This window comes from Enterobacter sp. MEB024, assembly GCF_030209635.1.
Classification (GTDB): domain Bacteria; phylum Pseudomonadota; class Gammaproteobacteria; order Enterobacterales; family Enterobacteriaceae; genus Enterobacter; species Enterobacter ludwigii.
On the sequence record NZ_JARVRQ010000002.1, the window covers coordinates 676,829 to 701,872 of the forward strand.

28 protein-coding genes and 1 other annotated feature are annotated in these 25,044 nt (G+C 54.7%); of the genes, 17 read left to right on the forward strand and 11 right to left on the reverse strand.

The features are described 5' to 3' along the window. Nucleotides 1-85 precede the first annotated feature (85 nt). The 5 genes from ymiC to topA form a co-directional block, all read right to left on the reverse strand. On the reverse strand, nucleotides 86-184 hold the full coding sequence (gene ymiC, locus QRN24_RS05400) for a small membrane protein YmiC (protein WP_032669830.1): 99 nt from the start codon (nucleotides 182-184) through the stop codon (nucleotides 86-88). A gap of 140 nt (nucleotides 185-324) precedes the next feature. After that, nucleotides 325-495, reverse strand: coding sequence for a YciX family protein (locus QRN24_RS05405; protein WP_032669764.1), 171 nt, complete (start codon nucleotides 493-495; stop codon nucleotides 325-327). A 2-nt stretch (nucleotides 496-497) separates the two neighbouring features. Then, nucleotides 498-638, reverse strand: a complete 141-nt coding sequence (locus QRN24_RS05410) for a YmiA family putative membrane protein (protein WP_214579162.1) — start codon at nucleotides 636-638, stop codon at nucleotides 498-500. Between the two features lie 338 nt (nucleotides 639-976). Continuing rightward, entirely contained in the window at nucleotides 977-1,951 is a 975-nt protein-coding gene (cysB, locus tag QRN24_RS05415; protein WP_006175683.1) for an HTH-type transcriptional regulator CysB, read from the reverse strand. 187 nt (nucleotides 1,952-2,138) lie between these two features. Beyond that, the gene (topA, locus tag QRN24_RS05420; RefSeq protein WP_020882439.1) at nucleotides 2,139-4,736 is read right to left on the reverse strand and encodes a type I DNA topoisomerase; all 2,598 of its coding nucleotides are present in this window, start codon (nucleotides 4,734-4,736) and stop codon (nucleotides 2,139-2,141) included. Between the two features lie 399 nt (nucleotides 4,737-5,135). On the opposite strand from topA, the gene QRN24_RS05425 reads away from it, so the two are divergent. Then, the gene (locus QRN24_RS05425; RefSeq protein ID WP_020882438.1) at nucleotides 5,136-5,387 is read left to right on the forward strand and encodes a YciN family protein; all 252 of its coding nucleotides are present in this window, start codon (nucleotides 5,136-5,138) and stop codon (nucleotides 5,385-5,387) included. Nucleotides 5,388-5,421: 34 nt separating this feature from the next. On the opposite strand, the gene sohB is transcribed toward QRN24_RS05425, so the two are convergent. Next, nucleotides 5,422-6,468, reverse strand: coding sequence for a protease SohB (sohB, locus tag QRN24_RS05430; RefSeq protein WP_049022540.1), 1,047 nt, complete (start codon nucleotides 6,466-6,468; stop codon nucleotides 5,422-5,424). A gap of 250 nt (nucleotides 6,469-6,718) precedes the next feature. Between sohB and QRN24_RS05435 the strand changes: the two genes are divergently transcribed. Both QRN24_RS05435 and cobO read left to right on the forward strand, forming a co-directional pair. Continuing rightward, a complete protein-coding gene (locus QRN24_RS05435; protein ID WP_020882436.1) occupies nucleotides 6,719-7,480 on the forward strand; it encodes a YciK family oxidoreductase in 762 nt (253 codons plus the stop codon). After that, complete coding sequence (gene cobO / locus QRN24_RS05440; RefSeq protein WP_025203995.1) at nucleotides 7,477-8,067, forward strand: cob(I)yrinic acid a,c-diamide adenosyltransferase; 591 nt, start codon at nucleotides 7,477-7,479, stop codon at nucleotides 8,065-8,067. Before QRN24_RS05435 ends, cobO begins: the two co-directional genes overlap by 4 nt. A 35-nt stretch (nucleotides 8,068-8,102) precedes the next feature. Here the strand turns inward: cobO and rluB are convergent, their stop codons facing one another. The 3 genes from rluB to rnm all read right to left on the reverse strand — a co-directional run bounded on the left by rluB (nucleotide 8,103) and on the right by rnm (nucleotide 10,585). After that, on the reverse strand, nucleotides 8,103-8,978 hold the full coding sequence (rluB, locus tag QRN24_RS05445) for a 23S rRNA pseudouridine(2605) synthase RluB (protein ID WP_008502809.1): 876 nt from the start codon (nucleotides 8,976-8,978) through the stop codon (nucleotides 8,103-8,105). A gap of 96 nt (nucleotides 8,979-9,074) precedes the next feature. After that, nucleotides 9,075-9,695 carry an L-threonylcarbamoyladenylate synthase gene (locus QRN24_RS05450; RefSeq protein ID WP_003856793.1) on the reverse strand — a complete coding sequence of 207 codons (621 nt, stop codon included), beginning with the start codon at nucleotides 9,693-9,695 and terminating at the stop codon, nucleotides 9,075-9,077. Further along, nucleotides 9,692-10,585 carry an RNase RNM gene (rnm, locus tag QRN24_RS05455; RefSeq protein ID WP_106504174.1) on the reverse strand — a complete coding sequence of 298 codons (894 nt, stop codon included), beginning with the start codon at nucleotides 10,583-10,585 and terminating at the stop codon, nucleotides 9,692-9,694. Before rnm ends, QRN24_RS05450 begins: the two co-directional genes overlap by 4 nt. A 127-nt stretch (nucleotides 10,586-10,712) precedes the next feature. On the opposite strand from rnm, the gene trpL reads away from it, so the two are divergent. The 6 genes from trpL (at nucleotide 10,713) to trpA (ending at nucleotide 17,386) form a co-directional block, all read left to right on the forward strand. After that, complete coding sequence (trpL, locus tag QRN24_RS22700; RefSeq protein ID WP_106993556.1) at nucleotides 10,713-10,757, forward strand: trp operon leader peptide; 45 nt, start codon at nucleotides 10,713-10,715, stop codon at nucleotides 10,755-10,757. After that, nucleotides 10,734-10,828 (forward strand) — a sequence feature (Trp leader region). It overlaps the preceding gene by 24 nt. A gap of 25 nt (nucleotides 10,829-10,853) precedes the next feature. Next, nucleotides 10,854-12,416 (forward strand): anthranilate synthase component 1, encoded by a 1,563-nt coding sequence (locus QRN24_RS05460; RefSeq protein ID WP_025203978.1) that lies wholly within the window; start codon nucleotides 10,854-10,856, stop codon nucleotides 12,414-12,416. Beyond that, nucleotides 12,416-14,011 carry a bifunctional anthranilate synthase glutamate amidotransferase component TrpG/anthranilate phosphoribosyltransferase TrpD gene (gene trpD, locus QRN24_RS05465; protein ID WP_014170382.1) on the forward strand — a complete coding sequence of 532 codons (1,596 nt, stop codon included), beginning with the start codon at nucleotides 12,416-12,418 and terminating at the stop codon, nucleotides 14,009-14,011. Before QRN24_RS05460 ends, trpD begins: the two co-directional genes overlap by 1 nt. Nucleotides 14,012-14,014: 3 nt before the next feature. Continuing rightward, nucleotides 14,015-15,373: a bifunctional indole-3-glycerol-phosphate synthase TrpC/phosphoribosylanthranilate isomerase TrpF gene (gene trpCF, locus QRN24_RS05470; RefSeq protein ID WP_014170383.1), complete on the forward strand. Its 1,359-nt coding sequence runs from the start codon at nucleotides 14,015-14,017 to the stop codon at nucleotides 15,371-15,373. 10 nt (nucleotides 15,374-15,383) lie between these two features. Continuing rightward, entirely contained in the window at nucleotides 15,384-16,577 is a 1,194-nt protein-coding gene (gene trpB / locus QRN24_RS05475) for a tryptophan synthase subunit beta (RefSeq protein WP_020882431.1), read from the forward strand. After that, complete coding sequence (gene trpA / locus QRN24_RS05480) at nucleotides 16,577-17,386, forward strand: tryptophan synthase subunit alpha (protein WP_040017647.1); 810 nt, start codon at nucleotides 16,577-16,579, stop codon at nucleotides 17,384-17,386. The genes trpB and trpA overlap by 1 nt, the downstream gene beginning before the upstream one ends. A gap of 43 nt (nucleotides 17,387-17,429) precedes the next feature. Here trpA and QRN24_RS05485 read toward each other — a convergent pair whose 3' ends face one another. Then, on the reverse strand, nucleotides 17,430-18,458 hold the full coding sequence (locus tag QRN24_RS05485; RefSeq protein ID WP_121339601.1) for a zinc-binding dehydrogenase: 1,029 nt from the start codon (nucleotides 18,456-18,458) through the stop codon (nucleotides 17,430-17,432). A 25-nt stretch (nucleotides 18,459-18,483) separates the two neighbouring features. Further along, a complete protein-coding gene (locus tag QRN24_RS05490; protein ID WP_044858489.1) occupies nucleotides 18,484-19,260 on the reverse strand; it encodes an SDR family NAD(P)-dependent oxidoreductase in 777 nt (258 codons plus the stop codon). 176 nt (nucleotides 19,261-19,436) lie between these two features. Here QRN24_RS05490 and QRN24_RS05495 point away from each other — a divergent pair, with 176 nt between their 5' ends. The 8 genes from QRN24_RS05495 (at nucleotide 19,437) to QRN24_RS05530 (ending at nucleotide 24,987) form a co-directional block, all read left to right on the forward strand. Then, nucleotides 19,437-20,351: a LysR substrate-binding domain-containing protein gene (locus QRN24_RS05495; RefSeq protein ID WP_014170388.1), complete on the forward strand. Its 915-nt coding sequence runs from the start codon at nucleotides 19,437-19,439 to the stop codon at nucleotides 20,349-20,351. A 216-nt stretch (nucleotides 20,352-20,567) separates the two neighbouring features. Then, the gene (locus QRN24_RS05500) at nucleotides 20,568-20,849 is read left to right on the forward strand and encodes a hypothetical protein (protein ID WP_014170391.1); all 282 of its coding nucleotides are present in this window, start codon (nucleotides 20,568-20,570) and stop codon (nucleotides 20,847-20,849) included. 38 nt (nucleotides 20,850-20,887) lie between these two features. Further along, nucleotides 20,888-21,232 carry a carboxymuconolactone decarboxylase family protein gene (locus QRN24_RS05505; protein ID WP_014170390.1) on the forward strand — a complete coding sequence of 115 codons (345 nt, stop codon included), beginning with the start codon at nucleotides 20,888-20,890 and terminating at the stop codon, nucleotides 21,230-21,232. A gap of 43 nt (nucleotides 21,233-21,275) precedes the next feature. Next, nucleotides 21,276-21,959, forward strand: coding sequence for a cupin domain-containing protein (locus QRN24_RS05510; protein WP_086532439.1), 684 nt, complete (start codon nucleotides 21,276-21,278; stop codon nucleotides 21,957-21,959). Then, nucleotides 21,956-23,059, forward strand: a complete 1,104-nt coding sequence (locus QRN24_RS05515; protein WP_284942453.1) for a flavin monoamine oxidase family protein — start codon at nucleotides 21,956-21,958, stop codon at nucleotides 23,057-23,059. The genes QRN24_RS05510 and QRN24_RS05515 overlap by 4 nt, the downstream gene beginning before the upstream one ends. A gap of 173 nt (nucleotides 23,060-23,232) precedes the next feature. Further along, nucleotides 23,233-23,589 (forward strand): cyclophilin-like fold protein, encoded by a 357-nt coding sequence (locus QRN24_RS05520; protein ID WP_223399141.1) that lies wholly within the window; start codon nucleotides 23,233-23,235, stop codon nucleotides 23,587-23,589. Between the two features lie 112 nt (nucleotides 23,590-23,701). Beyond that, nucleotides 23,702-24,196: a (R)-mandelonitrile lyase gene (locus tag QRN24_RS05525; protein WP_284942454.1), complete on the forward strand. Its 495-nt coding sequence runs from the start codon at nucleotides 23,702-23,704 to the stop codon at nucleotides 24,194-24,196. Further along, a complete protein-coding gene (locus tag QRN24_RS05530) occupies nucleotides 24,196-24,987 on the forward strand; it encodes a carboxymuconolactone decarboxylase family protein (protein ID WP_148576738.1) in 792 nt (263 codons plus the stop codon). Before QRN24_RS05525 ends, QRN24_RS05530 begins: the two co-directional genes overlap by 1 nt. Nucleotides 24,988-25,044: the final 57 nt, after the last annotated feature.

Here is a 25,044-nt window from a genome sequence, read left to right on the forward strand (position 1 = left end):
TTTGATAACAACCCGAATTGATAAATTTAGGAATGGTCCAGTGAAGTGCGAAAACAAAAAACCCCGCCGCAGCGAGGTTTTGGATTTACAGGAAGGCCAGCCAGATGAGCTGAGACCAGAACAGGATCGACACAGAAAAAACGCCGAGCCATGACCAGTATTTGTGAGACATCATGTTATTCATCATAGGGTACACCAGGCATTATTTTTAAAAAGGCTCCGAGGTTAGCCCTCAGTTCTATATTGCTGATGTGTATTTATTAAAGAGTACAAAGGTGCAGAGTCTTTATTCAGACTATTTGCATCATTACGCAATTAACTAAATTATTGTTTTTTGGGTTCGTCTTCTGCGAACACATCAATAAAGGCTTGCTGCTGTGGCGTCAGTTTCCAGGACGCGGGGACAACGGTCGCAGGTGCTTTGCGTCCTTTGTGACCACTGTCACGATGCTGACACATCTGTTTTACCGTTTCTGTACGTACCGTCACTGCCATATTCAACCCCAATATTTCCAGGCAAGGAGAGCAACCACTACCCAAAACAGGGCGGAGACGAGAAAGACCGCCAGCCAGGCTTTACGCTTGAGCGCAGGATCCCTTTGCGGTTCTTCACTTCCTGAAGGCATTGCTAACCTCATACAATCGATATCGCTTATCATTTAGGACCAAACAATTGGTACAATTAATCATCTGTTGAGATAAATCCTAAAGAAACTTTAGCCGAAAAGCCAGTGAATTTACGCATCAATAGGTGGGAAATATTCAATCTTTTGACCAGAAATAAATAATTGAAAAGAAATATTTGCGTAGCCGTAAATTAGTTTCTACTTTTGTCGCCAATTCACGACATTAAAACCATACAGATTAAATGGGTAATGACATTATATGGCAGGGAAAATGTAGATGATGATAATTATGATTTAGCTTTAAGGAGTTAATTCGGTATCTTTCCGTGAGGGAAAGATACCGGGAGTGATTATTTTGCCGGAAGTTTGATGTCTTTAAACATCTCTTCAATATCTTCATTTGAACGTAATGCAACCGCCGTATCGACCACGTCACGCGTTAAATGCGGGGCAAAGCGTTGAATAAAATCATACATATAGCTGCGCAGGAAGGTGCTGCGACGGAAACCAATTTTGGTCGTGCTGTGGCTGAAAATATCGTGCGCATCAAGACGAACCAAATCCGGGTCTGAAACCGGGTCGACGGCCATGCTGGCAATCACCCCAACGCCCAGGCCAAGCCGCACATAGGTTTTAATGACATCAGCATCCGTGGCGGTAAAGACAATGCGCGGCGTTAAACCCGCCCGGTTAAAGGCTGTATCAAGCTCAGAGCGTCCGGTGAAGCCGAAGGTGTATGTCACTAAAGGATATTGCGCCAGCTCTTCAATAGTCACCGACCCTTTCCCCGCCAGCGGATGATCCGGGGTAACTACAATAGAACGGTTCCAGTGGTAGCACGGTAGCATAACCAGATCGTCATACAGGTGAAGCGCTTCTGTCGCGATGGCAAAGTCCGCGTTGCCCTTTGAAACCGCTTCAGCGATTTGCGTGGGCGAGCCCTGATGCATATGCAAAGAGACGCGCGGATAACGTTCTATAAAGCCCTTAATAACGCCTGGCAGCGCATAACGCGCCTGAGTATGCGTTGTGGCAATATAAAGCGAGCCTTTATCCGGCCAGGTATGTTCACCCGCCACGGATTTAATAGCGTCAACTTTGGAGAGGACTTCCCGGGCAATACGAATGATTTCCTGCCCGGCGGGTGTCACCTGCGTGAGGTGCTTACCGCTGCGAGCGAAAATCTGGATACCTAATTCGTCCTCCAGCATACGAACCTGTTTGCTGATGCCCGGTTGCGAGGTATATAACCCCTCAGCGGTAGAAGAGACGTTAAGGTTGTGATTTACCACCTCAACGATATAACGAAGCTGCTGTAATTTCATGCCAGACCATCCGATTTAGCGCACGCGGTCAATCGCTTAAGACGATTTGATAATAAGAAAAGGGTTAACTATAACCACTATATCATTTATAGCCTGACTGTATAGTACGGAACAAAAAATAATAACAAGGTAATAAAAAAGGGCCGGAAGTCCGGCCCTTTTACAGGTAAGTTACGGTAAGGGAAGATTATTTCTTGCCTTCAACCCATTTTCCGTCGACAAAGAAGGCGGACCAGCCGGTCGCTTTCCCCTCTTTCTCAGCCGCAACGTACTGCTGTTTTGTTTTACGGCTAAAACGTACCACCGTTTTATTGCCTTCAGGATCCTGCTGTGGCGCATCGGCCAGATAACGCAGTTTCTCAGGCAGACGGTCGCGGAAGCGATGCAGCTCTTCCACCAGCGGCGCGCGGGTTTCACGCGATTTCGGGAAGGTGTTGGCCGCGAGGAAGACCCCGGCAGCACCGTCACGCAGCACGAAATAGGCGTCAGACTTCTCACACGGCAATTCTGGCAGCGGAACTGGATCTTCCTTCGGCGGCGCGACTTCACCGTTACGCAGAATCTTACGGGTGTTCTTACACTCGTCGTTGGTGCACGCCATGTATTTCCCGAAACGCCCCATTTTCAGGTGCATTTCCGAGCCACACTTCTCGCACTCAACGATAGGGCCGTCATAGCCTTTGATGCGGAACTCACCCTCTTCGATCTCATAACCATCACACGTTGGGTTATTCCCGCAGACGTGCAATTTGCGTTTCGGATCGATCAGGTAGCTGTCCATCGCCGTGCCACATTTCTTACAACGACGTTTGGCACGCAGGGCATTGGTTTCTGCATCGTCACCTTCCAGCACGTTAAGAACTTCGTTCTCAGGTACCAGGTTGATGGTGGTTTTGCAGCGCTCTTTCGGCGATAACGCATAGCCGGAGCAACCGAGGAAGACGCCTGTTGTCGCAGTACGGATCCCCATCTTACGGCCACAGGTTGGGCAATCGATGCTGGTCAGTACCATCTGGTTAGGCAGCATGCCGCCCTCTTCAGGATCTTTCTCCGCTTTTTCAAGCTGGTTGGTAAAGTCGCTGAAGAAGCTGTCGAGCACTTTCTTCCATTCCGCCTGATGGCTGGCAACCTGGTCAAGGCTGTCTTCCATCTGTGCGGTAAAGTCGTAGTTCATCAACTCGCGGAAGTTGGCTTCCAGACGGTCGGTTACGATCTCACCCATTTTTTCAGCGTAGAAACGGCGGTTTTCAACACGCACATAGCCACGATCCTGAATGGTCGAAATGATTGACGCATAGGTTGACGGACGACCAATACCGCGTTTTTCCAGCTCTTTTACCAGCGATGCTTCGCTAAAGCGCGCAGGCGGCTTGGTAAAGTGCTGAGCTGGCACGAGGTCAACCAGAGAGAGTTCATCCCCTTTGTTCACCGCCGGCAGCGTTCGGTCTTCGTCGCCTTTACGCAGTGCAGGCATGACTTTCGTCCAGCCATCGAAACGCAGGATACGGCCACGCGCTTTCAGACGGAAATCACCCGCACCAACGGTAAGCGTAGTGGAATCGTACTGCGCGGGTGTCATTTGACACGCGACGAACTGGCGCCAGATAAGCTGGTACAGCTTCTGGGCGTCGGCTTCCATATCCTTCAGCGATTCCGCTAACACAGAGACGTCAGAAGGACGAATGGCTTCGTGCGCTTCCTGTGAGTTCTCTTTGCTGGCGTACTGGTTAGCGCTTTCCGGCAGGTATTTCTTACCGAAATTGTCACCGATATAGCCGCGCACCATGTTAACCGCATCCTGACTGAGGTTAGTCGAGTCGGTACGCATGTAGGTGATGTAACCCGCTTCATACAAGCGCTGGGCCATCATCATGGTTTTCTTCACGCCATAACCCAGACGCGTGCTTGCAGCCTGTTGCAGCGTAGAGGTAATAAACGGTGCACCAGGCTTACTGCTGGTCGGTTTGTCTTCACGCTCCAGAACCTGATAGCGTGCTTTTTCCAGCAGCGCCACCGCGGCCATGGTCTGGTCACGGTTTTCAGGACGGAAAGGCTTGTCGTTCTGATGGCTCACCTGCAGCGGCAGAGCATCCCCGCCCGGCGTGGTGACATTCGCGTCGACTTCCCAGAACTCTTCTGGCACAAACGCTTTAATTTCGCGTTCACGTTCAACGACAAGACGCACGGCAACGGATTGCACACGGCCTGCGGACAGACCACGGGCAATCTTTTTCCACAGCAGTGGAGACACCATGTAGCCCACAACACGGTCCATAAAGCGACGTGCCTGCTGCGCGTTTACACGGTCAATGTTCAGTTCGCCCGGCTTTTCAAACGCCTGACGAATCGCATTCTTCGTAATTTCGTTAAACACTACACGGCTGTAGCGTTTGTCATCACCACCGATAACTTCCCGCAGGTGCCACGCAATGGCTTCCCCTTCGCGGTCAAGGTCGGTTGCGAGATAGATGTGGTCTGCTTTTTCAGCAAGCTGCTTCAGCTCATTAACGACTTTTTCTTTCCCGGGCAGCACTTCGTATTGTGCATCCCAGTTGTGCCATGGGTTAACACCCATGCGGTTGACAAGCGCGCTACGTTCATCCTTTTTAGGCTTTTTAGCCCCTTTGGTGGAGGTAGAGTCTGCGCTCTTTTTGCTGGCTGAGCCACTGGTCGGCAAATCGCGGATATGACCCACGCTGGACTTAACCACGTAGTCATTACCCAGATACTTATTGATCGTTTTGGCTTTTGCCGGGGACTCAACGATGACGAGAGCTTTACCCATATTCACCTTTACCTAATTTAATTCTTCCAGGAATACGCCGCACGTTGATTTCCCTTCCACTGACGACGCGTCATTGATATTGCGACTGCGTCAGGGGATATCAACCCCTTTGTCTTACCGAACGTCAGAGAAAAGACGCCCAGGTGATTGAGTTTTCGGGTATTTTTCTCACGCCTCATATGATTCGTGACGAATTACCGGTCGAATGTCAAGCAATTCTGTTGCCAGAATGACGAAAGCGCACACTCTACCTGATAAAATCCGTTACGCAACTTTATTAGCATGCAAAAGCAAATCACGCCAGCCAGGCTCCTGCGCCTTATCCCCTCAGATTACAGGGAAAATTTGCCCCCAAAGCGCCCTCGGCGTAGACTATTGTCACTGTTTAAGGAGTGGATTATGCACAATACGACCCAACCAATTGACCGAGTCTCTCTGCTTATCGAAGCAAACAAGCTTATCCGTGATCATGAAGATACTCTGGCGGGCATTGAAGCCACCGGCGTAGAACAGCGTAATGGCGTGCTGGTTTTCAGCGGCGAATACTTCCTTGACGAACAGGGGCTACCTACCCCGAAAAGCACCGCCGTGTTTAACATGTTTAAATACCTGGCGCATACGCTTTCAGAGAAATATCACCTGGTTGATTAATGCAAAACGCGAGGCCTGAGCCTCGCGTTTTTGTTTACAGCAACGGTTTTTGTCCGCGCTGTAGCCAGCGGAGCAACAGCCGATCGGCACTTTCTGCCGCACTGTTGGTAAAGCGATCGAGCAGACGCTTGCGCTGCGTAAAGCGCACGCCCACCAGCTCACGGCCATCCATCAGGCTCAGCAGCAGGTCATCGCTGGTGCCCACTTCATCTACCAGTCCTTTCTCCTGGGCCTGGATCCCGTACCAGTGCTCCCCCGTGGCAACCTGCTCAATATCGAGCGATGGGCGCATACGGTGCACAAAGTCTTTAAAGAGGTGGTGCGTTTCATTGAGATCTTCACGGAATTTCTGACGCCCCTCTTCCGTGTTTTCACCCAGCAGCGTCAGAGTGCGTTTGTACTGCCCGGCCGTGTGCAGTTCAATGTCGATCTCTTTGTTTTTGAGGAAGCGGTTAAAGTTAGGGATTTGCGCAACCACACCGATTGAACCAATAATAGAAAACGGTGCCGCCACAATTTTATCCGCGACGCAGGCCATCATGTAGCCACCGCTCGCAGCGACTTTATCCACCGCAACGGTCAGCGGGATCTGTTTTTCACGCAGGCGCTGCAGCTGTGACGCAGCCAGTCCATAACCGTGTACCACACCGCCCGGGCTTTCAAGACGCACCACCACCTGATCCTGCGGTTTTGCCACGGCAAGAACGGCAGTGACCTCTTCGCGCAAAGAAGAAACTTCATGCGCATCCATGCTGCCTTTAAAGTCGAGCACATAGACGCGTGGCTTTGCCTCATCCTGCGGTGCATTGAGCTTTGCTTTCGCTTTTGCCGCTTTGGCTTCCTGTTTATGCTTTTTCTTCTGCGCTTTAAGCCACTGCTTCTGTTGATGGCTATCGAGCAGCGACAGAGACATATCTTCCTGCATCTCTTTATACTGCTCACTCAGGCGGGTAATGCGTAACTCCCCACGCTGACGCTTACGCTGCGTCAGGTTTACAATCAGAACGGCAATCACCGCAATGGCAATCACCACCGTTGCGATTTTGGCCAAAAACAACCCATACTGAGAAAGTAATTCCACGCGTTCCACCTTGTTTAACCACGATTCTTTCACGGCAGTGTACAACAGCCCTGCCCATGCGTCTCGCTCGTGACATTACCTCTGCGAGCCTGCTTCAGGAATCCCCTCATGGGGGTTTAAATATTTGCAAATTGTTAATTTTACAGTAATGCCTCCTGTAGACTGATTGAATTCTCATGCTAATTCGGGCATAAAGCCGAAAAGTCATAAAGAAGGCGTCATTGCGTCACTGCGCGCCAGAGGAGTCCCCGTGCATTATCAACCGCAAAAAAATCTGCTGCAAAATCGCATCATTCTGGTCACCGGTGCCAGCGACGGAATTGGTCGCGAGGCGGCCCTGACCTACGCTGACTATGGCGCGAGCGTTATTCTTATTGGTCGTAACGAAGAGAAACTGAAAAGCGTCGCGCAGGAAATAGAGGCGGCAGGCGGCATTCCGGCCCCGTGGTATACCCTCGATTTACTCACCTGCACGCCAGCAGTGTGCCAGGAGCTTGCTCACCGTATTAGCGCCCACTATCCGCGGCTGGACGGTGTCTTGCACAATGCGGGTTTGCTGGGAGAAGTCCGTCCTATGGATGAACAGGATCCCGATATCTGGCAGCAGGTGATGCAAGTCAACGTCAACGGTACGTTTTTCCTGACGCAGGCATTGCTTCCTTTATTACTTAAATCCGAGTCCGGCTCGCTGGTCTTTACCTCCTCAAGCGTAGGCCGCGAAGGTCGAGCCAACTGGGGGGCATATGCCGTCTCGAAATTCGCGACTGAAGGGATGATGCAGGTGCTGGCGGAAGAGTATCAAAGCCGCCATCTGCGCGTAAATTGCATTAACCCGGGAGGAACACGCACCAAAATGCGCGCCAGCGCCTTCCCGTCGGAAGACCCGCAGAAACTAAAAACACCCGCAGACATTATGCCGCTCTATCTCTGGCTGATGGGCGACGACAGCCGTCGTAAAACGGGGATGACCTTCGATGCCCAGCCGGGCCGTAAACCAGGGATTTCGCAATGAGTGAAGAACGTCATCAACAACGCCAGCAGCGTCTGAAGGAACAGGTCGATGCGCGCGTTGCGGCCGCACAGGACGAGCGCGGGATAATTATCGTCTTTACCGGTAACGGCAAAGGTAAAACTACCGCGGCATTTGGCACCGCCACGCGTGCTGTCGGTCACGGGCAGAAAGTGGGCGTCATTCAGTTCATCAAAGGCGAATGGCCGAACGGCGAACGTAATCTGCTTGAACCGCATGGCGTTGAATTTCAGGTGATGGCGACAGGTTTTACATGGGATACGCAGAACCGGGAAACCGATACTGCAGCTTGTCTTGCAGTCTGGGAGCACGCCAAAAGAATGCTGGCAGACCCCGCCCTGAATATGGTTCTGCTGGATGAGATAACCTATATGGTGGCCTACGACTATCTCCCGCTGGATGTGGTACTGGAGGCGCTACAACAACGTCCGGCGCACCAGACGGTTATCGTCACGGGGCGTGGCTGTCATCGGGAAATACTGGAGCTTGCTGATACCGTCAGCGAACTGCGTCCGGTCAAACACGCGTTTGACGCGGGAATCAAAGCGCAAATCGGTATTGATTACTAAGAAAAAAGCCCGGTGATCATCACCGGGCTTTTATGTTAACCGTTGTTGTTACGGCTGCCAGAGCGGCGGTTGCTGCTCACCTGGCTATGGCGTTTCACCGCACGACGGATCTGATTCGCCTTCATACGACGACGATCTTTTTCCACCGCCACTTTAGAGGTGGTTTCTGGCGTCAGGCCAACCAGTTCACGCAGGTAGTTAGTCTGTGTCAGATCCAGCTCGGTATAACCACCCCGTGGCAGACCTTTTGGCAGCAGGATGTCGCCATAACGGACACGGATCAGACGGCTCACCTGAACGCCTACCGCTTCCCAAAGACGACGCACTTCGCGGTTACGGCCTTCAGTCAGGGTAACGTTGTACCACTGGTTAATGCCTTCGCCACCGGTGAATTTGATGGTTTTAAATGCCGCAGGACCGTCTTCCAGCTGAACGCCGCGTGACAGATCGCGCAGTTTATTCTCATCAACCTGGCCGAAGACACGCACGGCGTATTCGCGTTCCACTTCACGGCTAGGGTGCATCAGACGGTTTGCCAGTTCACCATCAGTGGTAAACAGCAGCAGGCCGCAGGTATTCACGTCCAGACGCCCCACGGCAATCCAGCGAGCACCGCGCAGTTTAGGCAGACGATCAAACACCGTCGGGCGACCTTCAGGGTCGTTGCGCGTGCACAGCTCGCCTTCTGGCTTGTAATACGCCAGCACGCGGCAAATCTGCTCAGCGGACTCTTTCACGGAGATAAGATGACCGTCGATGCGGATCTTCAATCCCGGTACGATTTCTACGCGGTCACCCAGCGTGGCGATTTTACCGTCCACACTCACGCGACCCGCTTCAATAATGGCTTCGATTTCACGGCGTGAACCGTGGCCGGCACGCGCCAGCACTTTCTGTAACTTCTCGCTCATTGAGCTTCCTCAGGTGTCGCCTTCACAGGCGTCGAATCAGGTCAAAAGAGGGCTCAGCCCTGCTTTGATGGCCGCGTAGTATATCTGCTTACACCCTTACAAGAAAGGCTTAACATCACCCACGCCTTCACGAATGACTTCTGGCGCATCTTCGGTTAAGTCAACAACGGTGGTTGGCTGCTGACCAAGGTAGCCGCCATGAATAATCAACTCGACCACCTTTTCCAGACGGTCTTTAATCTCTTCGGGATCGGATTCGGTGAACTCGCTGCCAGGCAACATTAAAGAAGTCGAAAGCATCGGCTCGCCGAGGGTTTCCAGCAGCGCCTGCGCAATCGGGTTGGACGGTACGCGCATCCCGATGGTTTTACGCTTTTCCTGTAACAGTCGGCGCGGCACTTCCTTGGTTCCTTTAAGAATAAAGGTGTAGTTGCCCGGCGTGTTATTTTTGATCAGACGAAACGCCACGTTATCGACATACGCGTAGGTCGACAGTTCAGAAAGATCGCGGCACATCAGGGTAAAGTTATGGCCGTCCGGCAGCTGACGAATGCGGCAAATGCGCTCCATCGCCCCTTTGTCTTCAATTTTACAGCCCAGCGCGTAGCCAGAATCGGTCGGGTAGACAATCACGCCGCCTTTGCGAACGATCTCCACGGCCTGATTAATTAAGCGTGGCTGCGGGTTATCCGGATGAATATAGAAAAACTGACTCATACTTCCCTCTCTTCAATTTTCTGCGGCTGTTCCCAGAGCTGCCAGACAGGCTCAACGCCTGCGGGCAACCAGAGCTTGCGTCCCAGCTCGATCCACGCACAGGGTTGATGGAAATCCGACCCTTGCGAACCCAGCAGACCGAACTGACGCGCGTAGGTTGCGAGCTGTGCACGCTCATTGGGCGCCTGCTGACACTGGGCGACTTCCATCGCCTCACCGCCACATTCGGCAAAGTGTGCCAGCAGTCTTTTCAGCCACTTAGCAGAAAGATTATACCGCCCCGGATGGGCGAGCACGGCCTTACCGCCAGAATGATGAATGACATCAATAGCTTGTTCTATTGTACACCACTGTGGCGGAACGTAACCGGTTTTCCCGCGTGCCAGATATTTTTTAAACACGTCCGCCATCGTCGTGGCTTTGCCCGCCTCAACCAGAAAACGGGCAAAATGGCCGCGCGTCACCGCCCCACCGTTTGCCAGTTTCTGTGCACCTTCCAGCGCTCCGGGAATATGCGCTTTTTCCAGTCGCTCACCAATCATTTCGGCGCGTTCGTTGCGGCGCGATTTTTGTTCTTGCAAAAACGCACGCATTGCCGGATGTTCAATATCGATATTGAGGCCAACAATGTGTATTTCGTGATTTTCCCAGACTGTCGAAATTTCGACGCCGGGCACCAGATTCAGCGCCAGTCCGCTGCGGGCAATTTCGGCGCGCGCCGCGGGAATAGCATCTGTCGTATCGTGATCGGTTATCGCCAGCGTGCCGACACGCATTTCAACGGCGCGATGAACCAGGGCTTCGGGTGTCAGCAGGCCATCAGAGGCCTGAGTATGGCTGTGTAAATCATAAATTACGGCGTAGGTGGTATCGCTCAAAGCACTTCCCATAGCAGGTTAAAGACATCCGAAACCCCTATGATAACGGCTTGGCGCGAAATTCTGAAATCAAGGGTTGACAACTTGCCATCGAACTAGTTAACTAGTACGCAAGTTCACACGAGAAAGGTATCTGAAAATGACAGCACATTTCACTCTGCACGGTTGGTGGCGCACATCCTGATTATCGGGCAGTGTCACACGTCTGCAAAATGCAAACAGATACCCAGCCCGCGACTAAGCGGGCTTTTTTTTGAACAGAATAAATGAGAACAACATAATGCAAACAGCCAAACCACACCTCGAATTGCTGACCTGCGAGGCGGTCTATCGCCACAACCCAACCGCGCTGTTTCATCAGGTCTGCGGTGCGCGTCCGGCAACGTTGCTGCTGGAATCCGCGGATATTGACAGTAAAGACGATCTTAAGAGCCTGCTGCTGGTCGACAGCGCATTGCGCATTACCGCGCTGGGTGACACTGTCACGATTAAGGCGCTCTCTGAGAACGGTGCCGCGCTGCTGCCACTGCTGGACGCCTCCCTCCCAGCGGGCATCGAGAATGAACGTCACCCGGAAGTGCGGGTACTGCATTTCCCGCCTGTCAGCCAACTGCTGGACGAAGATGCACGCCTCTGTTCTTTGTCAGTCTTCGATGCCTTCCGCCTGCTGCAAAACCTGGTCTCGGTACCAGAAGATGAACGCGAAGCGATGTTCTTTGGCGGGCTGTTTGCTTACGATCTGGTCGCCGGTTTCGAAGACCTGCCGGAAACCGAACAGGGCAACCGCTGCCCTGACTACTGCTTCTACCTGGCCGAAACCCTGCTGGTGATCGACCATCAGAAAAAATACACCCGTATTCAGGCGAGCCTGTTCACGCCATCCGTGACCGAGAAAACACGTCTTGAGCAGCGCATTGCTCAGCTGCAACAGCAAATGACCGAAGCGCCACCCGCACTGCCGGTTCAGCATGTAGAGAAGATGACCTGTGAGGTTAACCAGACCGACGATCAGTACGGTGCCGTGGTGCGTCAGATGCAAAAGGCGATTCGCGCCGGGGAAATTTTCCAGGTCGTCCCGTCCCGTCGTTTCTCACTGCCCTGCCCGTCGCCGCTGGCGGCCTATGACGTGCTGAAAAAGAGCAACCCAAGCCCGTATATGTTCTTTATGCAGGATAACGAGTTCACCCTGTTTGGTGCGTCACCGGAAAGCTCCCTGAAATACGACGCCACCAGCCGCCAGATCGAGATCTACCCGATTGCCGGTACACGTCCGCGCGGGCGTCGCGCCGATGGCTCTCTGGATCGCGATCTCGACAGCCGTATCGAACTGGAAATGCGCACCGACCACAAAGAGCTCTCCGAGCACCTGATGCTGGTTGACCTGGCGCGTAACGATCTGGCCCGCATTTGTACTCCCGGCAGCCGCTATGTGGCTGACTTAACGAAAGTCGACCGTTACTCCTTCGTGATGCACCTGGTCTCCCGCGTGGTGGGTGAACTGCGCAACGACCTCGACGTGCTGCACGCCTATCGCGCCTGCATGAATATGGGCACCCTGAGCGGTGCGCCGAAAGTCCGTGCGATGCAGCTTATCGCCGCCGCCGAAGGGCGTCGTCGTGGCAGCTATGGCGGTGCGGTGGGTTATTTCACCGCGCACGGTGACCTTGATACCTGCATCGTTATCCGCTCTGCCTATGTTGAAGACGGCATTGCCACCGTCCAGGCGGGCGCCGGGGTGGTTCTTGATTCTGTTCCGCAGTCTGAAGCTGACGAAACGCGCAATAAAGCTCGCGCGGTATTGCGCGCCATCGCTACCGCACACCATGCACAGGAGATTTTCTGATGGCTGACATTCTGCTGCTCGATAATATCGACTCCTTTACCTATAACCTGGCAGATCAGCTGCGTGCGAATGGTCACAACGTCGTTATCTATCGTAACCACGTGCCGGCGCAAACCCTGATTGAGCGTCTGGCAACCATGCAAAACCCGGTGCTGATGCTCTCTCCTGGCCCCGGCGCCCCCAGTGAAGCGGGCTGTATGCCTGAACTTCTGACCCGTATGCGCGGCAAGTTGCCTATTATCGGCATCTGCCTGGGGCATCAGGCGATTGTTGAAGCCTATGGCGGATACGTCGGCCAGGCGGGTGAAATCCTGCACGGTAAAGCCTCCAGCATTGAACATGACGGTCAGGCGATGTTTGCCGGGCTGCCGAATCCGCTGCCGGTGGCGCGCTACCACTCGCTGGTCGGCAGCAACATCCCGGCAGGCCTGACCATTAACGCCTCGTTCGAAGGCATGGTGATGGCCGTACGTCACGATACCGATCGTGTCTGTGGGATGCAGTTCCATCCGGAGTCAATCCTCACCTCTCACGGCGCGCGTCTGCTGGAACAGACCCTGGACTGGGCGCTGCAGAAACTGGAACAGACCAACACCCTGCAACCTGTTCTGGAAAAATTGTATCAGGCACAGACCCTGAGCCAGCAGGAGAGCCACCAGCTCTTCTCCGCCGTGGTTCGCGGTGAACTGAAGCCTGAACAACTGGCGGCCGCGCTGGTGAGCATGAAAGTTCGCGGTGAAAGCCCGCAGGAAATTGCCGGTGCGGCAACGGCGCTGCTGGAAAATGCCGCCCCGTTCCCGCGCCCGGACTACATGTTTGCGGATATCGTCGGTACCGGTGGTGACGGCAGCAACAGCATCAATATCTCCACCGCCAGCGCCTTCGTGGCGGCTGCCTGTGGTTTGAAAGTGGCGAAGCACGGTAACCGCAGCGTCTCCAGCCGGTCGGGATCGTCGGACCTGCTGGCCGCATTCGGCATCAATCTCGAGATGAACGCCGAACGTTCGCGTGAAGCCCTGGACGACCTGGGCGTCTGCTTCCTGTTTGCGCCGAAATATCACACCGGTTTCCGCCATGCGATGCCGGTTCGCCAGCAGCTTAAAACCCGCACGCTGTTTAACGTGCTCGGCCCGCTGATCAACCCGGCCCATCCGCCGCTGGCGCTGATTGGCGTCTACAGCCCGGAGCTGGTTCTGCCGATTGCAGAGACCCTGCGCGTGCTGGGTTATCAACGTGCCGCGGTGGTTCACAGTGGGGGAATGGATGAAGTGTCGCTGCATGCGCCAACGCTGGTGGCCGAACTTCGCGACGGTGAAATCCTGAGCTATCAGCTGGAGGCGAGCGACTTTGGTTTAACGCCTTACCATCAGGAAGCGCTGGCGGGCGGCACGCCTGAAGAAAACCGTGACATTCTGACGCGCTTATTACAAGGTAAAGGTGAGGTCGCCCACGAGGCCGCCGTCGCTGCCAACGTCGCGATGCTGATGCGTTTGCACGGCGAGGAAGACCTCAAAGCCAACGCACAAAAAGTTCTGAACGTACTGCGCTCAGGTGCAGCTTACGATCGCGTTACCGCACTTGCGGCAAGAGGGTAAAGAATGCAGACCGTTTTAGCGAAAATCGTTGCCGATAAGGCCATCTGGGTGGAAGCACGTAAAGCACAGCAGCCGCTGGCCAGCTTCCAGAATGACGTTGTCCCGAGCAGCCGTCGTTTCTATGATGCTCTGCAGGGCGCACGCACCGCGTTTATTCTTGAGTGCAAAAAAGCGTCCCCGTCGAAAGGCGTTATCCGTGACGATTTCGATCCGGCGCGAATTGCCGGTATCTACAAACATCATGCGTCAGCCATCTCCGTGCTGACGGATGAGAAGTATTTCCAGGGCAGCTTCGATTTCCTGCCTGTTGTCAGCGGGATCGCGCCACAACCGATCCTGTGCAAAGACTTTATTATCGACCCGTATCAGATCTGGCTGGCACGCTTTTACCAGGCCGATGCTTGCCTGCTGATGCTCTCAGTGCTGGATGACGAACAGTATCGCCAGCTCGCTGCGGTTGCGCACAGTCTGAATATGGGCGTGCTGACCGAAGTGAGCAACGAAGAGGAGCTGGAACGCGCCATTGCGCTGAAAGCCAAAGTGGTCGGCATCAACAACCGCGATCTGCGTGACCTGTCGATTGACCTGAACCGCACGCGCCAGCTGGCGCCGCGTCTGGGCTCTGGCGTCACCGTGATCAGTGAATCCGGTATTAACAGCTACGCACAGGTCCGCGAGCTGAGCCATTTCGCCAACGGTTTCCTGATTGGTTCAGCAATGATGGAACATGACGATCTCAATGCCGCGGTGCGCCGCGTACTGTTGGGTGAAAACAAAGTGTGCGGCTTGACCCGTGAAGAGGATGCCCTGGCCGCGTATGAAGCCGGTGCGATTTACGGCGGGCTGATTTTTGTCGCCTCCTCCCCTCGCGTGGTGACCGAAGCGCAGGCGCGTCAGGTGATGACGGCAGCGCCACTCAGCTATGTGGGGGTCTTTCGCAACGCGGATATCGCCGACGTGGTAGCAAAAGCCGAAGCGTTATCTCTGCATGCGGTGCAGCTTCATGGCAACGAAGATCAGGCCTATATCGATGCCCTGCGCAGCGCACTGGCACCTCAGGTGCAAATCTGGAAAGCGCAGAGCGTGGGCGACAGGTTGCCTGAGCGTAACCTGAATCATGTTGATAAATACGTACTCGATAATGGCCAGGGCGGCACGGGACAGCGTTTTGACTGGTCCCTGTTGCACGGCGAAGTGCTGGACAATGTTTTGCTGGCGGGTGGACTTAGCCCGGATAACTGCGTGGAAGCCGCCAAAGCGGGCTGCGCGGGCCTCGATTTCAATTCAGGCGTAGAGTCGCAACCGGGCATCAAAGATGCCAGTAAGCTGGCCTCGGTATTTAAAACTCTGCGTGCATATTAAGGAAGAGAAGATGACGACATTACTAAACCCCTATTTTGGTGAGTTCGGCGGGATGTACGTCCCGCAAATCCTGATGCCCGCCCTGCGCCAGCTGGAAGAAGCGTTCGTGAGCGCGCAGAAAGATCCGGCGTTTCAGGCTGAGTTTACCGACCTGCTGAAAAACTACGCTGGCCGTCCAACGGCCCTGACGAAATGCCGTAACCTGACCGAAGGCACCAAAACTACGCTGTATCTTAAGCGTGAAGATTTGCTGCACGGCGGCGCGCATAAAACCAACCAGGTGTTGGGTCAGGCGCTGCTTGCAAAACGGATGGGTAAAACCGAAATCATCGCTGAAACTGGCGCAGGCCAGCACGGGGTGGCATCAGCCCTTGCCAGCGCCCTTCTCGGTCTGAAATGCCGCATCTACATGGGCGCAAAAGACGTTGAGCGCCAGTCACCTAACGTATTCCGTATGCGTCTGATGGGCGCTGAAGTGATCCCGGTGCACAGCGGCTCCGCGACGCTGAAGGATGCGTGTAACGAAGCGCTGCGCGACTGGTCTGGCAGCTATGAAACCGCGCACTATATGCTTGGCACCGCTGCAGGCCCGCACCCGTTCCCGACGATTGTGCGTGAATTCCAGCGCATGATTGGCGAAGAGACCAAAGCGCAGATCCTGGAAAAAGAGGGTCGCCTGCCGGATGCGGTGATCGCCTGCGTTGGCGGTGGCTCTAACGCTATCGGCATGTTCGCTGATTTCATCGACGAAACCAGCGTCGGGCTGATTGGCGTTGAACCTGCAGGCCACGGAATTGAAACCGGTGAGCACGGCGCACCGTTGAAACATGGTCGCGTTGGGATCTACTTCGGTATGAAAGCACCGATGATGCAGACCGATGACGGCCAGATTGAAGAGTCATACTCTATCTCGGCAGGCCTGGATTTCCCTTCCGTTGGGCCTCAGCATGCCTTCCTGAACAGTACCGGTCGTGCGGACTACGTTTCCATTACCGATGACGAAGCCCTGGAGGCGTTTAAAACGCTCTGTCGCCACGAAGGGATCATTCCTGCCCTGGAGTCCTCTCACGCCCTGGCGCATGCGCTAAAAATGATGAAAGAGAACCCGGAAAAAGAGCAACTGCTGGTGGTTAACCTTTCCGGTCGCGGTGATAAAGACATCTTCACCGTTCACGATATTTTGAAAGCACGAGGGGAAATCTGATGGAACGCTACGATAACGCATTTGCATCACTGAAATCTCGCCAGGAAGGCGCGTTCGTTCCCTTCGTGACGCTGGGTGATCCGGGTCCTGAGCAGTCGCTGAAAATTATCGACACCCTGATTGAGGCCGGTGCCGATGCGCTGGAGCTGGGTATTCCGTTTTCCGATCCTCTGGCCGATGGCCCGACTATCCAGAACGCAACGCTGCGGGCATTCGCGGCTGGTGTCACCCCGGGGCAATGTTTTGAGATGCTGGCCGCTATCCGCCAGAAGCACCCGACCATTCCGATTGGCCTGTTGATGTATGCTAACCTGGTCTTCAGTCGCGGTATTGATACCTTTTATGCAGAATGCGCGCGCGTGGGCGTTGACTCGGTGCTGGTGGCAGACGTACCGGTTGAAGAATCTGCGCCGTTCCGCCAGGCGGCGATGCGCCATAACGTGGCACCTATCTTCATCTGCCCACCAAACGCCGATGATGAACTGCTGCGCCAGATTGCCTCTTATGGTCGCGGGTATACCTACCTGCTCTCCCGTGCGGGTGTAACCGGCGCGGAGAACAAAGCGGCGCTGCCTCTGCATCATCTGGTCGAGAAGCTGGCTGAATACCACGCGGCCCCTCCGCTGCAGGGCTTTGGGATTTCATCTCCCGATCAGGTCACCGCGGCAATTGACGCTAACGCAGCCGGTGCAATTTCAGGCTCCGCTATCGTTAAAATCATTGAGAAGAACGTGGACAAGCCAGAGCAAATGCTGGCTGAGCTGAAAACGTTTGTGAGCGCAATGAAAGCGGCAACGCGTAAAGCGTAACCTCTCCACCGTCTGGCTCCCCGCCAGACGGTGTTTCTGCCGATCAGTTATCCGGGTTCATCGTAAGCACTATCCGGTAGCGCGCCTTTCCCTGCCGTAATCTGTCGAGCGCCTCATTTGCCTGTTCAAAGGGCATCAGCTCTGTGACTGGCAGCGTCTGAAAGAGGTGGCTGAAACGCAGCGCGCGTTCGGTTTGCGACGGGGTGCTGACAAATGAACCTGTCAGGGTGCGTTCCGCGCCAATCATCATACCCGGCATGACCTGCAACGGTGTGCGTCCGGCACCCAACAGGATCGCTTTTCCTCTGGGGGCCAGGGCTGGCAATAACGCTGAAACCGCGTCTGCATCCGGGGCAGTGGCCACAATAATCTCGACGCCGCCTTCCGCTCTCAGCCGTTCCGCCGCGTTTTCCGTCTGCGCATCGATATAGTGATGGGCGCCCAGCTGTAAAGCGTCATGCGCCTTTTCACTGCCGCGCGCAATCACGATAACCTCAAACCCCATCCTCCGGGCGTACTGAATCGCCATATGGCCTAAGCCACCAATACCGAGAATAGCCACCCTGTCTCCCGCGCTGGCACCGGATTGACGCAACGCGTTAAAGGTTGCCGTACCGGCGCATAAGATCGGGGCCGCGTGAACGGAAGTGAGCGCTGAAGGAATGGCAATCAGCGCGGTATGGCGGATAACAACATACTCGGCGTAACCTCCGTCACAGCTCAGCCCCGGCGTTAGCTGATTTTCACACAGGTGAAAAAGCCCGTTACGGCAAGGCGGGCAATGCTGGCAATATCCCCCAAGACGCCCGACGCCCACGCGCTGACCGGTGTGCCAGATCCCGGGAACTGCATCTCCTTTCCGGGTAATGTGGCCCACAATTTCATGGCCCGGAATGCGCCCGGGCTGCCCCGCTTCCGGTACCTTCTCCGCATCCTGAAGATCGGCACCACAAACCCCGCATACCTCAATTTTAATCAGTACGTCCTCGGGACCCGGCTCGGGCAACGGTCTGACGACCATTTCAAGCACGCCCGGCGAGGAAACCTGCATAGCACGAAAAGTTTTATTCACGGTATCACCTGTGATGAGCGGTGTATTAGGCGTTACGGCCAGCCATGACGCCGCCGTCAATGTCCCAGATTGCGCCGGTGACCCAGCCTGTCTTGTCAGAAAGCAGGAAGGCAACCGTTTCAGCCACATCGCCCGGCGTACCCACGCGGCCAATCGGATGGAAGCTGTCGAAGCTGTTCATCACCTCTTTTACATCGTCTTTCGGGATGAAGCCTTCATAAATTGGCGTGTGAACAACGGCCGGAGACACGGCATTGACGCGAATGCCTTTCCCGCCCAGCTCAATAGCCAGGTTTTTGGTCCACGCATGCAGGCCGGCTTTCGCCATGGAATATGCGGAAGACGGCGTGGCCCCGATGGCCTGCTGTGCCCACATAGAGCCGATATTGACGATGGAGCCTTTAATACCGGCATCAACCATATTGCGCACCACATCACGGGTGATGAAGAAGGTCGCGCGGTTGATGCTCATGTACATGTCGTAATCTGACGCTTCATGTTCAGTAAATGGTTTCGGGAAGAACACGCCAGCGGCATTGACCAGCAGGCTGATGTCTTTATGTTCAGCATTGATGGTATTCATCACGTGCTGCATACCCTCTTCTTTCATCAGGTCGGCCACGATGATGGATACCGGCCCGTCGACCGCCAGCGCCTGACGAGCCTGCTCCGCTTTGTCCTTGCGGTTCCCCACCAGCACCACGCTGCCACCGTTTTTCAGAACCCGCTTCGCCGTTTCGAAGCCCATACCGCTTGTACCACCGACCACTAACAGCTTTTTACCGGCAAAAGATGCGTTCATCGCTAACCTCTTTTAGAACATTTGGTTGTCATTGATGAAAAGCCTCGCTCCTCATCGTGTGCATCCAGAATGCCACCCTGCATCAGGGTTGACGACTGAGAAGAAATTGCGACACAGGAAAGAAAATCTTCTTCGCTCAGGTATACTGAAAGAAAGAATAAATCGGAGTACCTGCAATGCGTTCCCTGAACAGACTTAAATGGCTACATGCTTTTGAAGCGACCGCCCGTCACGGCAGCTTTACCGGTGCAGCGCAAGAGCTTGGCGTGACGCCTGCCGCAGTAGGCCAGCTTGTTCGTTCGCTCGAAGACTGGGTAGGCCACCCGCTGCTTCGCCGTACGCGGTCGGGTAAGGAGCGCCTGACGCTGGTGGATGAGGCTCAGGATGCGCTGCAGGACATTACGCAGGGCCTGGACAAGCTGGAAAGCGGGTTAAACAAACTGCGCGGACGTCGCGCACGTTCTGTCGTGGTCGTCACCGCCTCTCAGGTGCTGATGATGAACTGGCTGATGGAGCGTCTTAACCGGTTCTCAGAAACGCATGACACAATCGATCTGCGGCTTAACGTCACGGAAAAGCTGATGGACGTATCGCACGGCGAGGCGGATATCGGCATTCGCTGCGGACAGGGAGACTGGCCCGGCGTGAATAAAACCTGGCTGATGGATGAAGAGGCGGTGCTGGTCTGTAGCCCCCGCCTGGTGCCTCCGGAGAAAATTGCCTGTGGTGACTGGCTCGCCACGCAGAAGCTGATCCACGATGACACGCCGCACCCGGGCGCGAATTTTCCCTCATGGGACGACGTTCTCCGTACCGTCAATGCCCCTGGCGCGCTGGAAAGCAGGCTGCATATTAACTCCACCTCCGCCGTGATTCTCTCGGCCCTGAGCGGCCGGGGGGTGGCGATTGTACGTCACGCGCTGGTGAAACAGCTGATTGAAACCGGGCAATTGGTTCAATTGCACCCAGACCATCGCTGGCCGTTAACATGGTCTTACTACCTGGTGACCCCGCAGCACACCGCCATGCGTGAAGAAGTAAAAATATTTCACGACTGGCTTCTTCATGACGTGGTCTCTGACAATCCATAACTCCCCCTTTTTTAAGCATCATGCAGCAAGGGTCATCGCGTACCGGCATGATGCTTCCTTCCTCAGACGACCGACATAGTTTTTCTTTTCTGCAACGCAAGATTAACTGATTTGTTGAAGATAACCGGCTTTCTCATAATCGCCCTCAACGAACGGTAAAGCAGACCGGTACCTTATCTGGCCGCCTTGCCTTAACCCTGAGCGAAGGAGAGAACGATGGCTTATCTGCAAATCAGCCTTGATATCAGTAATGAAAACCGTGCGGCAGCCGCCGGGGTCTACCAGCAATACAAAACCCCGTTCCTGACCACCATCGACGGTGCCACCTCTAAAGAACTGCTTGTTCGTGACGAGGACGTACAGGTCCTGCACGGATTTAAAACCGTGTCCCAGGCACAGGCGTATCTCAGCAGTCCGCTTTTCACCCAGGACGTCGTTGAAGCACTGAAACCATATCTGAACAGCGCGCCTGAAATCCGCATTTACGACGTCCTGTAACGGGCATTTTCTGAAACCTACACGTACCGGAGCTATGAATGTTTTTAAACTGGAATGAATATCGCACCAGCCTGCTGGCCACCGTCGGGAAATTTGCCAGACTGCAGCCTGAATTTATGAAAGGCTTACAGCAGATGGATAAAGGGGCTTCTGAAAATCAGCACCTTGATCCCAAGACCCACGAACTGATTGCGCTGGCTGTTGCCGTTACCACTCGCTGTGATGGTTGCCTGGCGGTACATGTGGAAGCTGCGGTTAAGAAAGGCGCAACGCGTGAAGAGATAGCTGAAGCGCTTTCCGTTGCCATCAGTCTGAACGCCGGTGCTGCGTTAACCTACACCGCCCGGGCTCTGGATGTTTTTGACAACCTGCCAACAAAATAAACCTGCATACGGCACCGCCTGCGGTGCCGTTTAATGACTGACTATGATGTTACTGAATTCTGATTTTTCACAGCGAGCCATCATTACTCCTGATGACTACCGCTGGGTGCCCTCCCCGCAACCCGGTGTGGAGCGCGTCATGCTTGATCGCATTGGCCGCGAGCAGGCCCGCGCAACCAGCCTTGTCAGGTATGCCCCTGATTCTGTGTTTCCTGAGCACACCCACCCCGGCGGAGAAGAGATCCTGGTGCTGAGCGGTACCTTTACGGAAAACGGAACCGATTATCCAGCTGGCTGGTATCTGCGCAGCCCGGACGGCTCGTCGCATCGACCGTCCAGTCGTGACGGCACCACCCTTTTCGTTAAGCTGCGCCAGTTCGCCGCCGAAGAACAGGAACCGGTCAGGATCAATACCAACGAGGCGAGTCGCTGGCACGGCCAGCCGCACAGACTCATTTGTCCCCTGTTCGCAAGCGTAGCGGAAACCACTCAGCTTCAGAGGATCGCACCGGGTGAACGACTCTTCTGCGCTCCGCTCGCCGGAGGAGCCGAGCTCCTGCTTCTCGAAGGGGAAATCAGCGCACCGGAAGGTCGTTACCTGAAAGGAAGCTGGCTCAGATTTCCTGAAGGCGATTTGCCGGCGCTGACGGCCGCCGCCTCTGGGGCACTTTTTTATCTTAAAACGGGACATCTCAGCCCGACCACACTGACCGGAGCGATACCATGAAAGGCAGCGTTATTATCATTGGTGCGGGTGTCAGCGGCCTGTATGCGGGCACACTGCTTGAAAAAGCGGGAGTGGATTACGTGATACTGGAAGCGAGGAAAAGAACCGGCGGTCGCGTACTTTCAGGTCAGGCGTTAGCAAACACGCCTGATGGGGTTCATGTGGACATGGGCGCGACCTGGTTCTGGCCGGAAATTCAGCCTGACTTCGCACACCTGGTTCATCAACTTGGATTAACGCCTCTCCCTCAGGGGCGACCGGGGGATATGCTTTATGAACGCCAGACGACGACCCCTGCGCAACGTTATCCTGCCTATGTGACATCACCGGAGTCGTTCAGGCTTCAGGGTGGAATGCAGGCGCTGACGAGCGCATTAACACGCCAGCTCCCGGCGCAGAAGATTAAGTCAGATCATCAGGTGGTTTCCATTTCCCGTCTCGGCGAGGGTATGCAGGTCGCGACGCAGTCCGAAACGGGCGAAGGCTCACTTTTCACCGGTGAACACGTTTTCCTCGCCCTGCCTCCCGCGCTGGCAGCAAAAATGACGTTCGAGCCGGCATTGCCGGAGCAAGTACTTTCACAGTGGCGTAAAACGCCGACCTGGATGGCGCCTCACGCAAAATATGTCGCCCTGTACCAGACCGACTTTTTGCAGGCACAGCATCTCTCCGGTGATGTAAGCAGCCGTGTGGGTCCGATGGTTGAAATTCACGATGTGTCAGAGCCCGATACCGGCAAAACGGCTATCTTTGGTTTTATTGGCGTACCGGCAAAATCGCGATGGACGGTGAGCGAGGCCGAACTCAAGCGACTGTGCCGGGAGCAACTGGTGCGACTCTTCGGAGAAGACGCGGCAGAGCCTGAAGCCGAGTGGATAAAAGACTGGGCCGCCGATCCGTTTACGACGACAGAATTTGACCTGCAGCAGGACGTCGGGCACGCACAGCCTCAACAGGTTCCGGCGCAGGAAGAATGGGCTGATAAATTAACCGGGATTGCCAGCGAATGGTCACCGCAATTTTCGGGTTATCTGGCCGGCGCAATTGACGCTGCTGCTGAAGGCGTTGGGCACTGGTTACGCCACGTTGCCAGACCCTGAGGCCTGTATCTGCCGATAACAAACATTTTGCTTCCCGGACCGGATTAATGAAATTTATTCATTTTTCTATTCTGATAACGCCTATTAACACGCGGTTTATTTCTGTTAAGAATAGTTGCCAATGACTGCAGACGAATGCCGGCTGGCGCAACGAACTCATACAGGAAAACCCGATGAAGATAAAAATTATACTCAACGACAAGACGCTGACCGCAACGTTAAATAGCAGCCAAACCAGTCGTGACTTTATCGCACTGTTGCCCCTCACGCTGCAGCTGAAAGATTATGCCGGGGAAGAGAAAATCGGCAATCTTCCTCGCCGCCTGTCCACGGCCGGCGCACCTGCGGGTACCGCGGCCGCTAAGGGTGATATCACGCTATATGCCCCGTGGGGAAATCTGGCGATTTTCTATAAAGCACACGGATATGCGTCGGGATTAATTACGCTGGGGCAATTAGACGAACCGGATGCCTTGCCCGTATCACCTGCTGAATATACTGCCCGATTTGAGCTACTGACGGATAAGTAGACGCCCGAATATGTATTTCCGGCACAGCCGGCAAATCTCATCACAACACATTTATCCCCTTCTCTTTTTCCCGGTACCGGGTTTGCCGTTTCATTCACAACAGGAGAGTATGATGATCCGTTTCACCTCTGTAGCAGCATCACTATTGGTATTTGCCGGTATGTCCGCACACAGCGAAACCACCCCTTCAGCTCAAATGACCGTGTCTGAAACGGGCAGTCGCGCGACGATTGCCGAACCCGCTGACCACTTTACCGGACGTGCTTACATTGACCCCCTCTTCTCACCTGTCGCCCCGCAAAGAACAGGCGCCGCGTATGTCACCTTCGTGCCCGGCGCACGTTCCGACTGGCATACCCATCCGCTTGGGCAAACACTGGTGGTCACGTCCGGGACGGGCTGGGTGCAGGAGTGGGGGCAGGAGCGAAAAACCGTGCACACCGGGGATGTCATTCAATGCCCGCCAGGGGTTAAACACTGGCACGGCGCAACGGATAAAACCACGATGGTGCATATGGCCATTCAGGAATCGAATGAGCAGGGGCAAAACGTGAACTGGCTTGAAAAAGTCAGCGATGCGCAGTACCTGCAGGCGGGAGGGCATTAATGCTGAACAGAACCGCCCTGCTTATCGTTTCACTCTTATTGATTAACGGATGTGTCTCCCAGACTACTCAAAACAGGAGTTCGACAATGAAACCGGAAGACTCACGGGACGCTGTAACCCAGGTCGCGCCAGCAATGGCTGCCTATTCAGAACAGTTTATTGAAAAAGATCTCTGGAATCGCCCGGAACTGTCGCGACGCGATCGAAGCCTGGTGACGGTTGCAGCGCTGATCAGCCGCAATGATACGGCGGAACTTCCCCACTACCTCAACGTGGCGCTGGACAGCGGCGTAAAACCTGCGGAAATCTCAGAGACAATCACCCACCTGGCTTTTTACGCCGGCTGGCCGAACGCCACCTCTGCGGCGCTGATCACGCGTCAGCTGTTTGCTCAACGCCATATCGATACCGCTTCCTTGCCAGGCGGAAAGGTGGATTTCCTGCCGCTGGATGAAGAGTCGGAAAACAAGCGTGCCACGCTGGTTGAATCAAACTTTGGCAAGGTCTCGCCGGGCGTAGTGAAATACACGACCGACGCGCTATTCCAGAACCTGTGGCTCAGGCCCGGACTGGCGCCTCGGGACAGAAGTCTGATCACCGTCAGCGCGTTGGTCACTGCCGGCCAGGTGGCCCAGGTTCCTTACCATCTCAACCGCGCCATGGACAATGGTTTAACCCGGCCCCAGGCGTCCGAAGTCCTGACGCAACTGGCCTTTGTTGCGGGCTGGCCCAATGTTTTCTCGGCGATGCCGGTCTTTAAAGAGGTGTTTGCCGGCAGGGATAATGCCTGACATTTAGCCACGCAACTGTAAACGCCAGGCACCGGATGAGGGGCCTGGCTTTGCGTT

Excerpts from the sequence above, each read along its gene's own strand:
- QRN24_RS05410 (WP_214579162.1), bottom strand. The coding sequence starts at position 638 with ATGAGGTTAGCAATGCCTTCAGGAAGTGAAGAACCGCAAAGGGATCCT.
- QRN24_RS05460 (WP_025203978.1), top strand. The coding sequence starts at position 10,854 with ATGCAAACAGCCAAACCACACCTCGAATTGCTGACCTGCGAGGCGGTC.
- QRN24_RS05520 (WP_223399141.1), top strand. The coding sequence starts at position 23,233 with ATGAAGATAAAAATTATACTCAACGACAAGACGCTGACCGCAACGTTA.
- trpA (WP_040017647.1), top strand. The coding sequence starts at position 16,577 with ATGGAACGCTACGATAACGCATTTGCATCACTGAAATCTCGCCAGGAA.
- rluB (WP_008502809.1), bottom strand. The coding sequence starts at position 8,978 with ATGAGCGAGAAGTTACAGAAAGTGCTGGCGCGTGCCGGCCACGGTTCA.
- QRN24_RS05510 (WP_086532439.1), top strand. The coding sequence starts at position 21,276 with ATGATGTTACTGAATTCTGATTTTTCACAGCGAGCCATCATTACTCCT.
- rnm (WP_106504174.1), bottom strand. The coding sequence starts at position 10,585 with ATGGGAAGTGCTTTGAGCGATACCACCTACGCCGTAATTTATGATTTA.
- QRN24_RS05530 (WP_148576738.1), top strand. The coding sequence starts at position 24,196 with ATGCTGAACAGAACCGCCCTGCTTATCGTTTCACTCTTATTGATTAAC.
- QRN24_RS05405 (WP_032669764.1), bottom strand. The coding sequence starts at position 495 with ATGGCAGTGACGGTACGTACAGAAACGGTAAAACAGATGTGTCAGCAT.
- trpCF (WP_014170383.1), top strand. The coding sequence starts at position 14,015 with ATGCAGACCGTTTTAGCGAAAATCGTTGCCGATAAGGCCATCTGGGTG.
- trpD (WP_014170382.1), top strand. The coding sequence starts at position 12,416 with ATGGCTGACATTCTGCTGCTCGATAATATCGACTCCTTTACCTATAAC.
- cobO (WP_025203995.1), top strand. The coding sequence starts at position 7,477 with ATGAGTGAAGAACGTCATCAACAACGCCAGCAGCGTCTGAAGGAACAG.
- topA (WP_020882439.1), bottom strand. The coding sequence starts at position 4,736 with ATGGGTAAAGCTCTCGTCATCGTTGAGTCCCCGGCAAAAGCCAAAACG.
- QRN24_RS05425 (WP_020882438.1), top strand. The coding sequence starts at position 5,136 with ATGCACAATACGACCCAACCAATTGACCGAGTCTCTCTGCTTATCGAA.
- QRN24_RS05515 (WP_284942453.1), top strand. The coding sequence starts at position 21,956 with ATGAAAGGCAGCGTTATTATCATTGGTGCGGGTGTCAGCGGCCTGTAT.
- QRN24_RS05505 (WP_014170390.1), top strand. The coding sequence starts at position 20,888 with ATGTTTTTAAACTGGAATGAATATCGCACCAGCCTGCTGGCCACCGTC.
- QRN24_RS05450 (WP_003856793.1), bottom strand. The coding sequence starts at position 9,695 with ATGAGTCAGTTTTTCTATATTCATCCGGATAACCCGCAGCCACGCTTA.
- QRN24_RS05525 (WP_284942454.1), top strand. The coding sequence starts at position 23,702 with ATGATCCGTTTCACCTCTGTAGCAGCATCACTATTGGTATTTGCCGGT.
- QRN24_RS05500 (WP_014170391.1), top strand. The coding sequence starts at position 20,568 with ATGGCTTATCTGCAAATCAGCCTTGATATCAGTAATGAAAACCGTGCG.
- trpB (WP_020882431.1), top strand. The coding sequence starts at position 15,384 with ATGACGACATTACTAAACCCCTATTTTGGTGAGTTCGGCGGGATGTAC.
- cysB (WP_006175683.1), bottom strand. The coding sequence starts at position 1,951 with ATGAAATTACAGCAGCTTCGTTATATCGTTGAGGTGGTAAATCACAAC.
- QRN24_RS05495 (WP_014170388.1), top strand. The coding sequence starts at position 19,437 with ATGCGTTCCCTGAACAGACTTAAATGGCTACATGCTTTTGAAGCGACC.
- ymiC (WP_032669830.1), bottom strand. The coding sequence starts at position 184 with ATGAATAACATGATGTCTCACAAATACTGGTCATGGCTCGGCGTTTTT.
- QRN24_RS05490 (WP_044858489.1), bottom strand. The coding sequence starts at position 19,260 with ATGAACGCATCTTTTGCCGGTAAAAAGCTGTTAGTGGTCGGTGGTACA.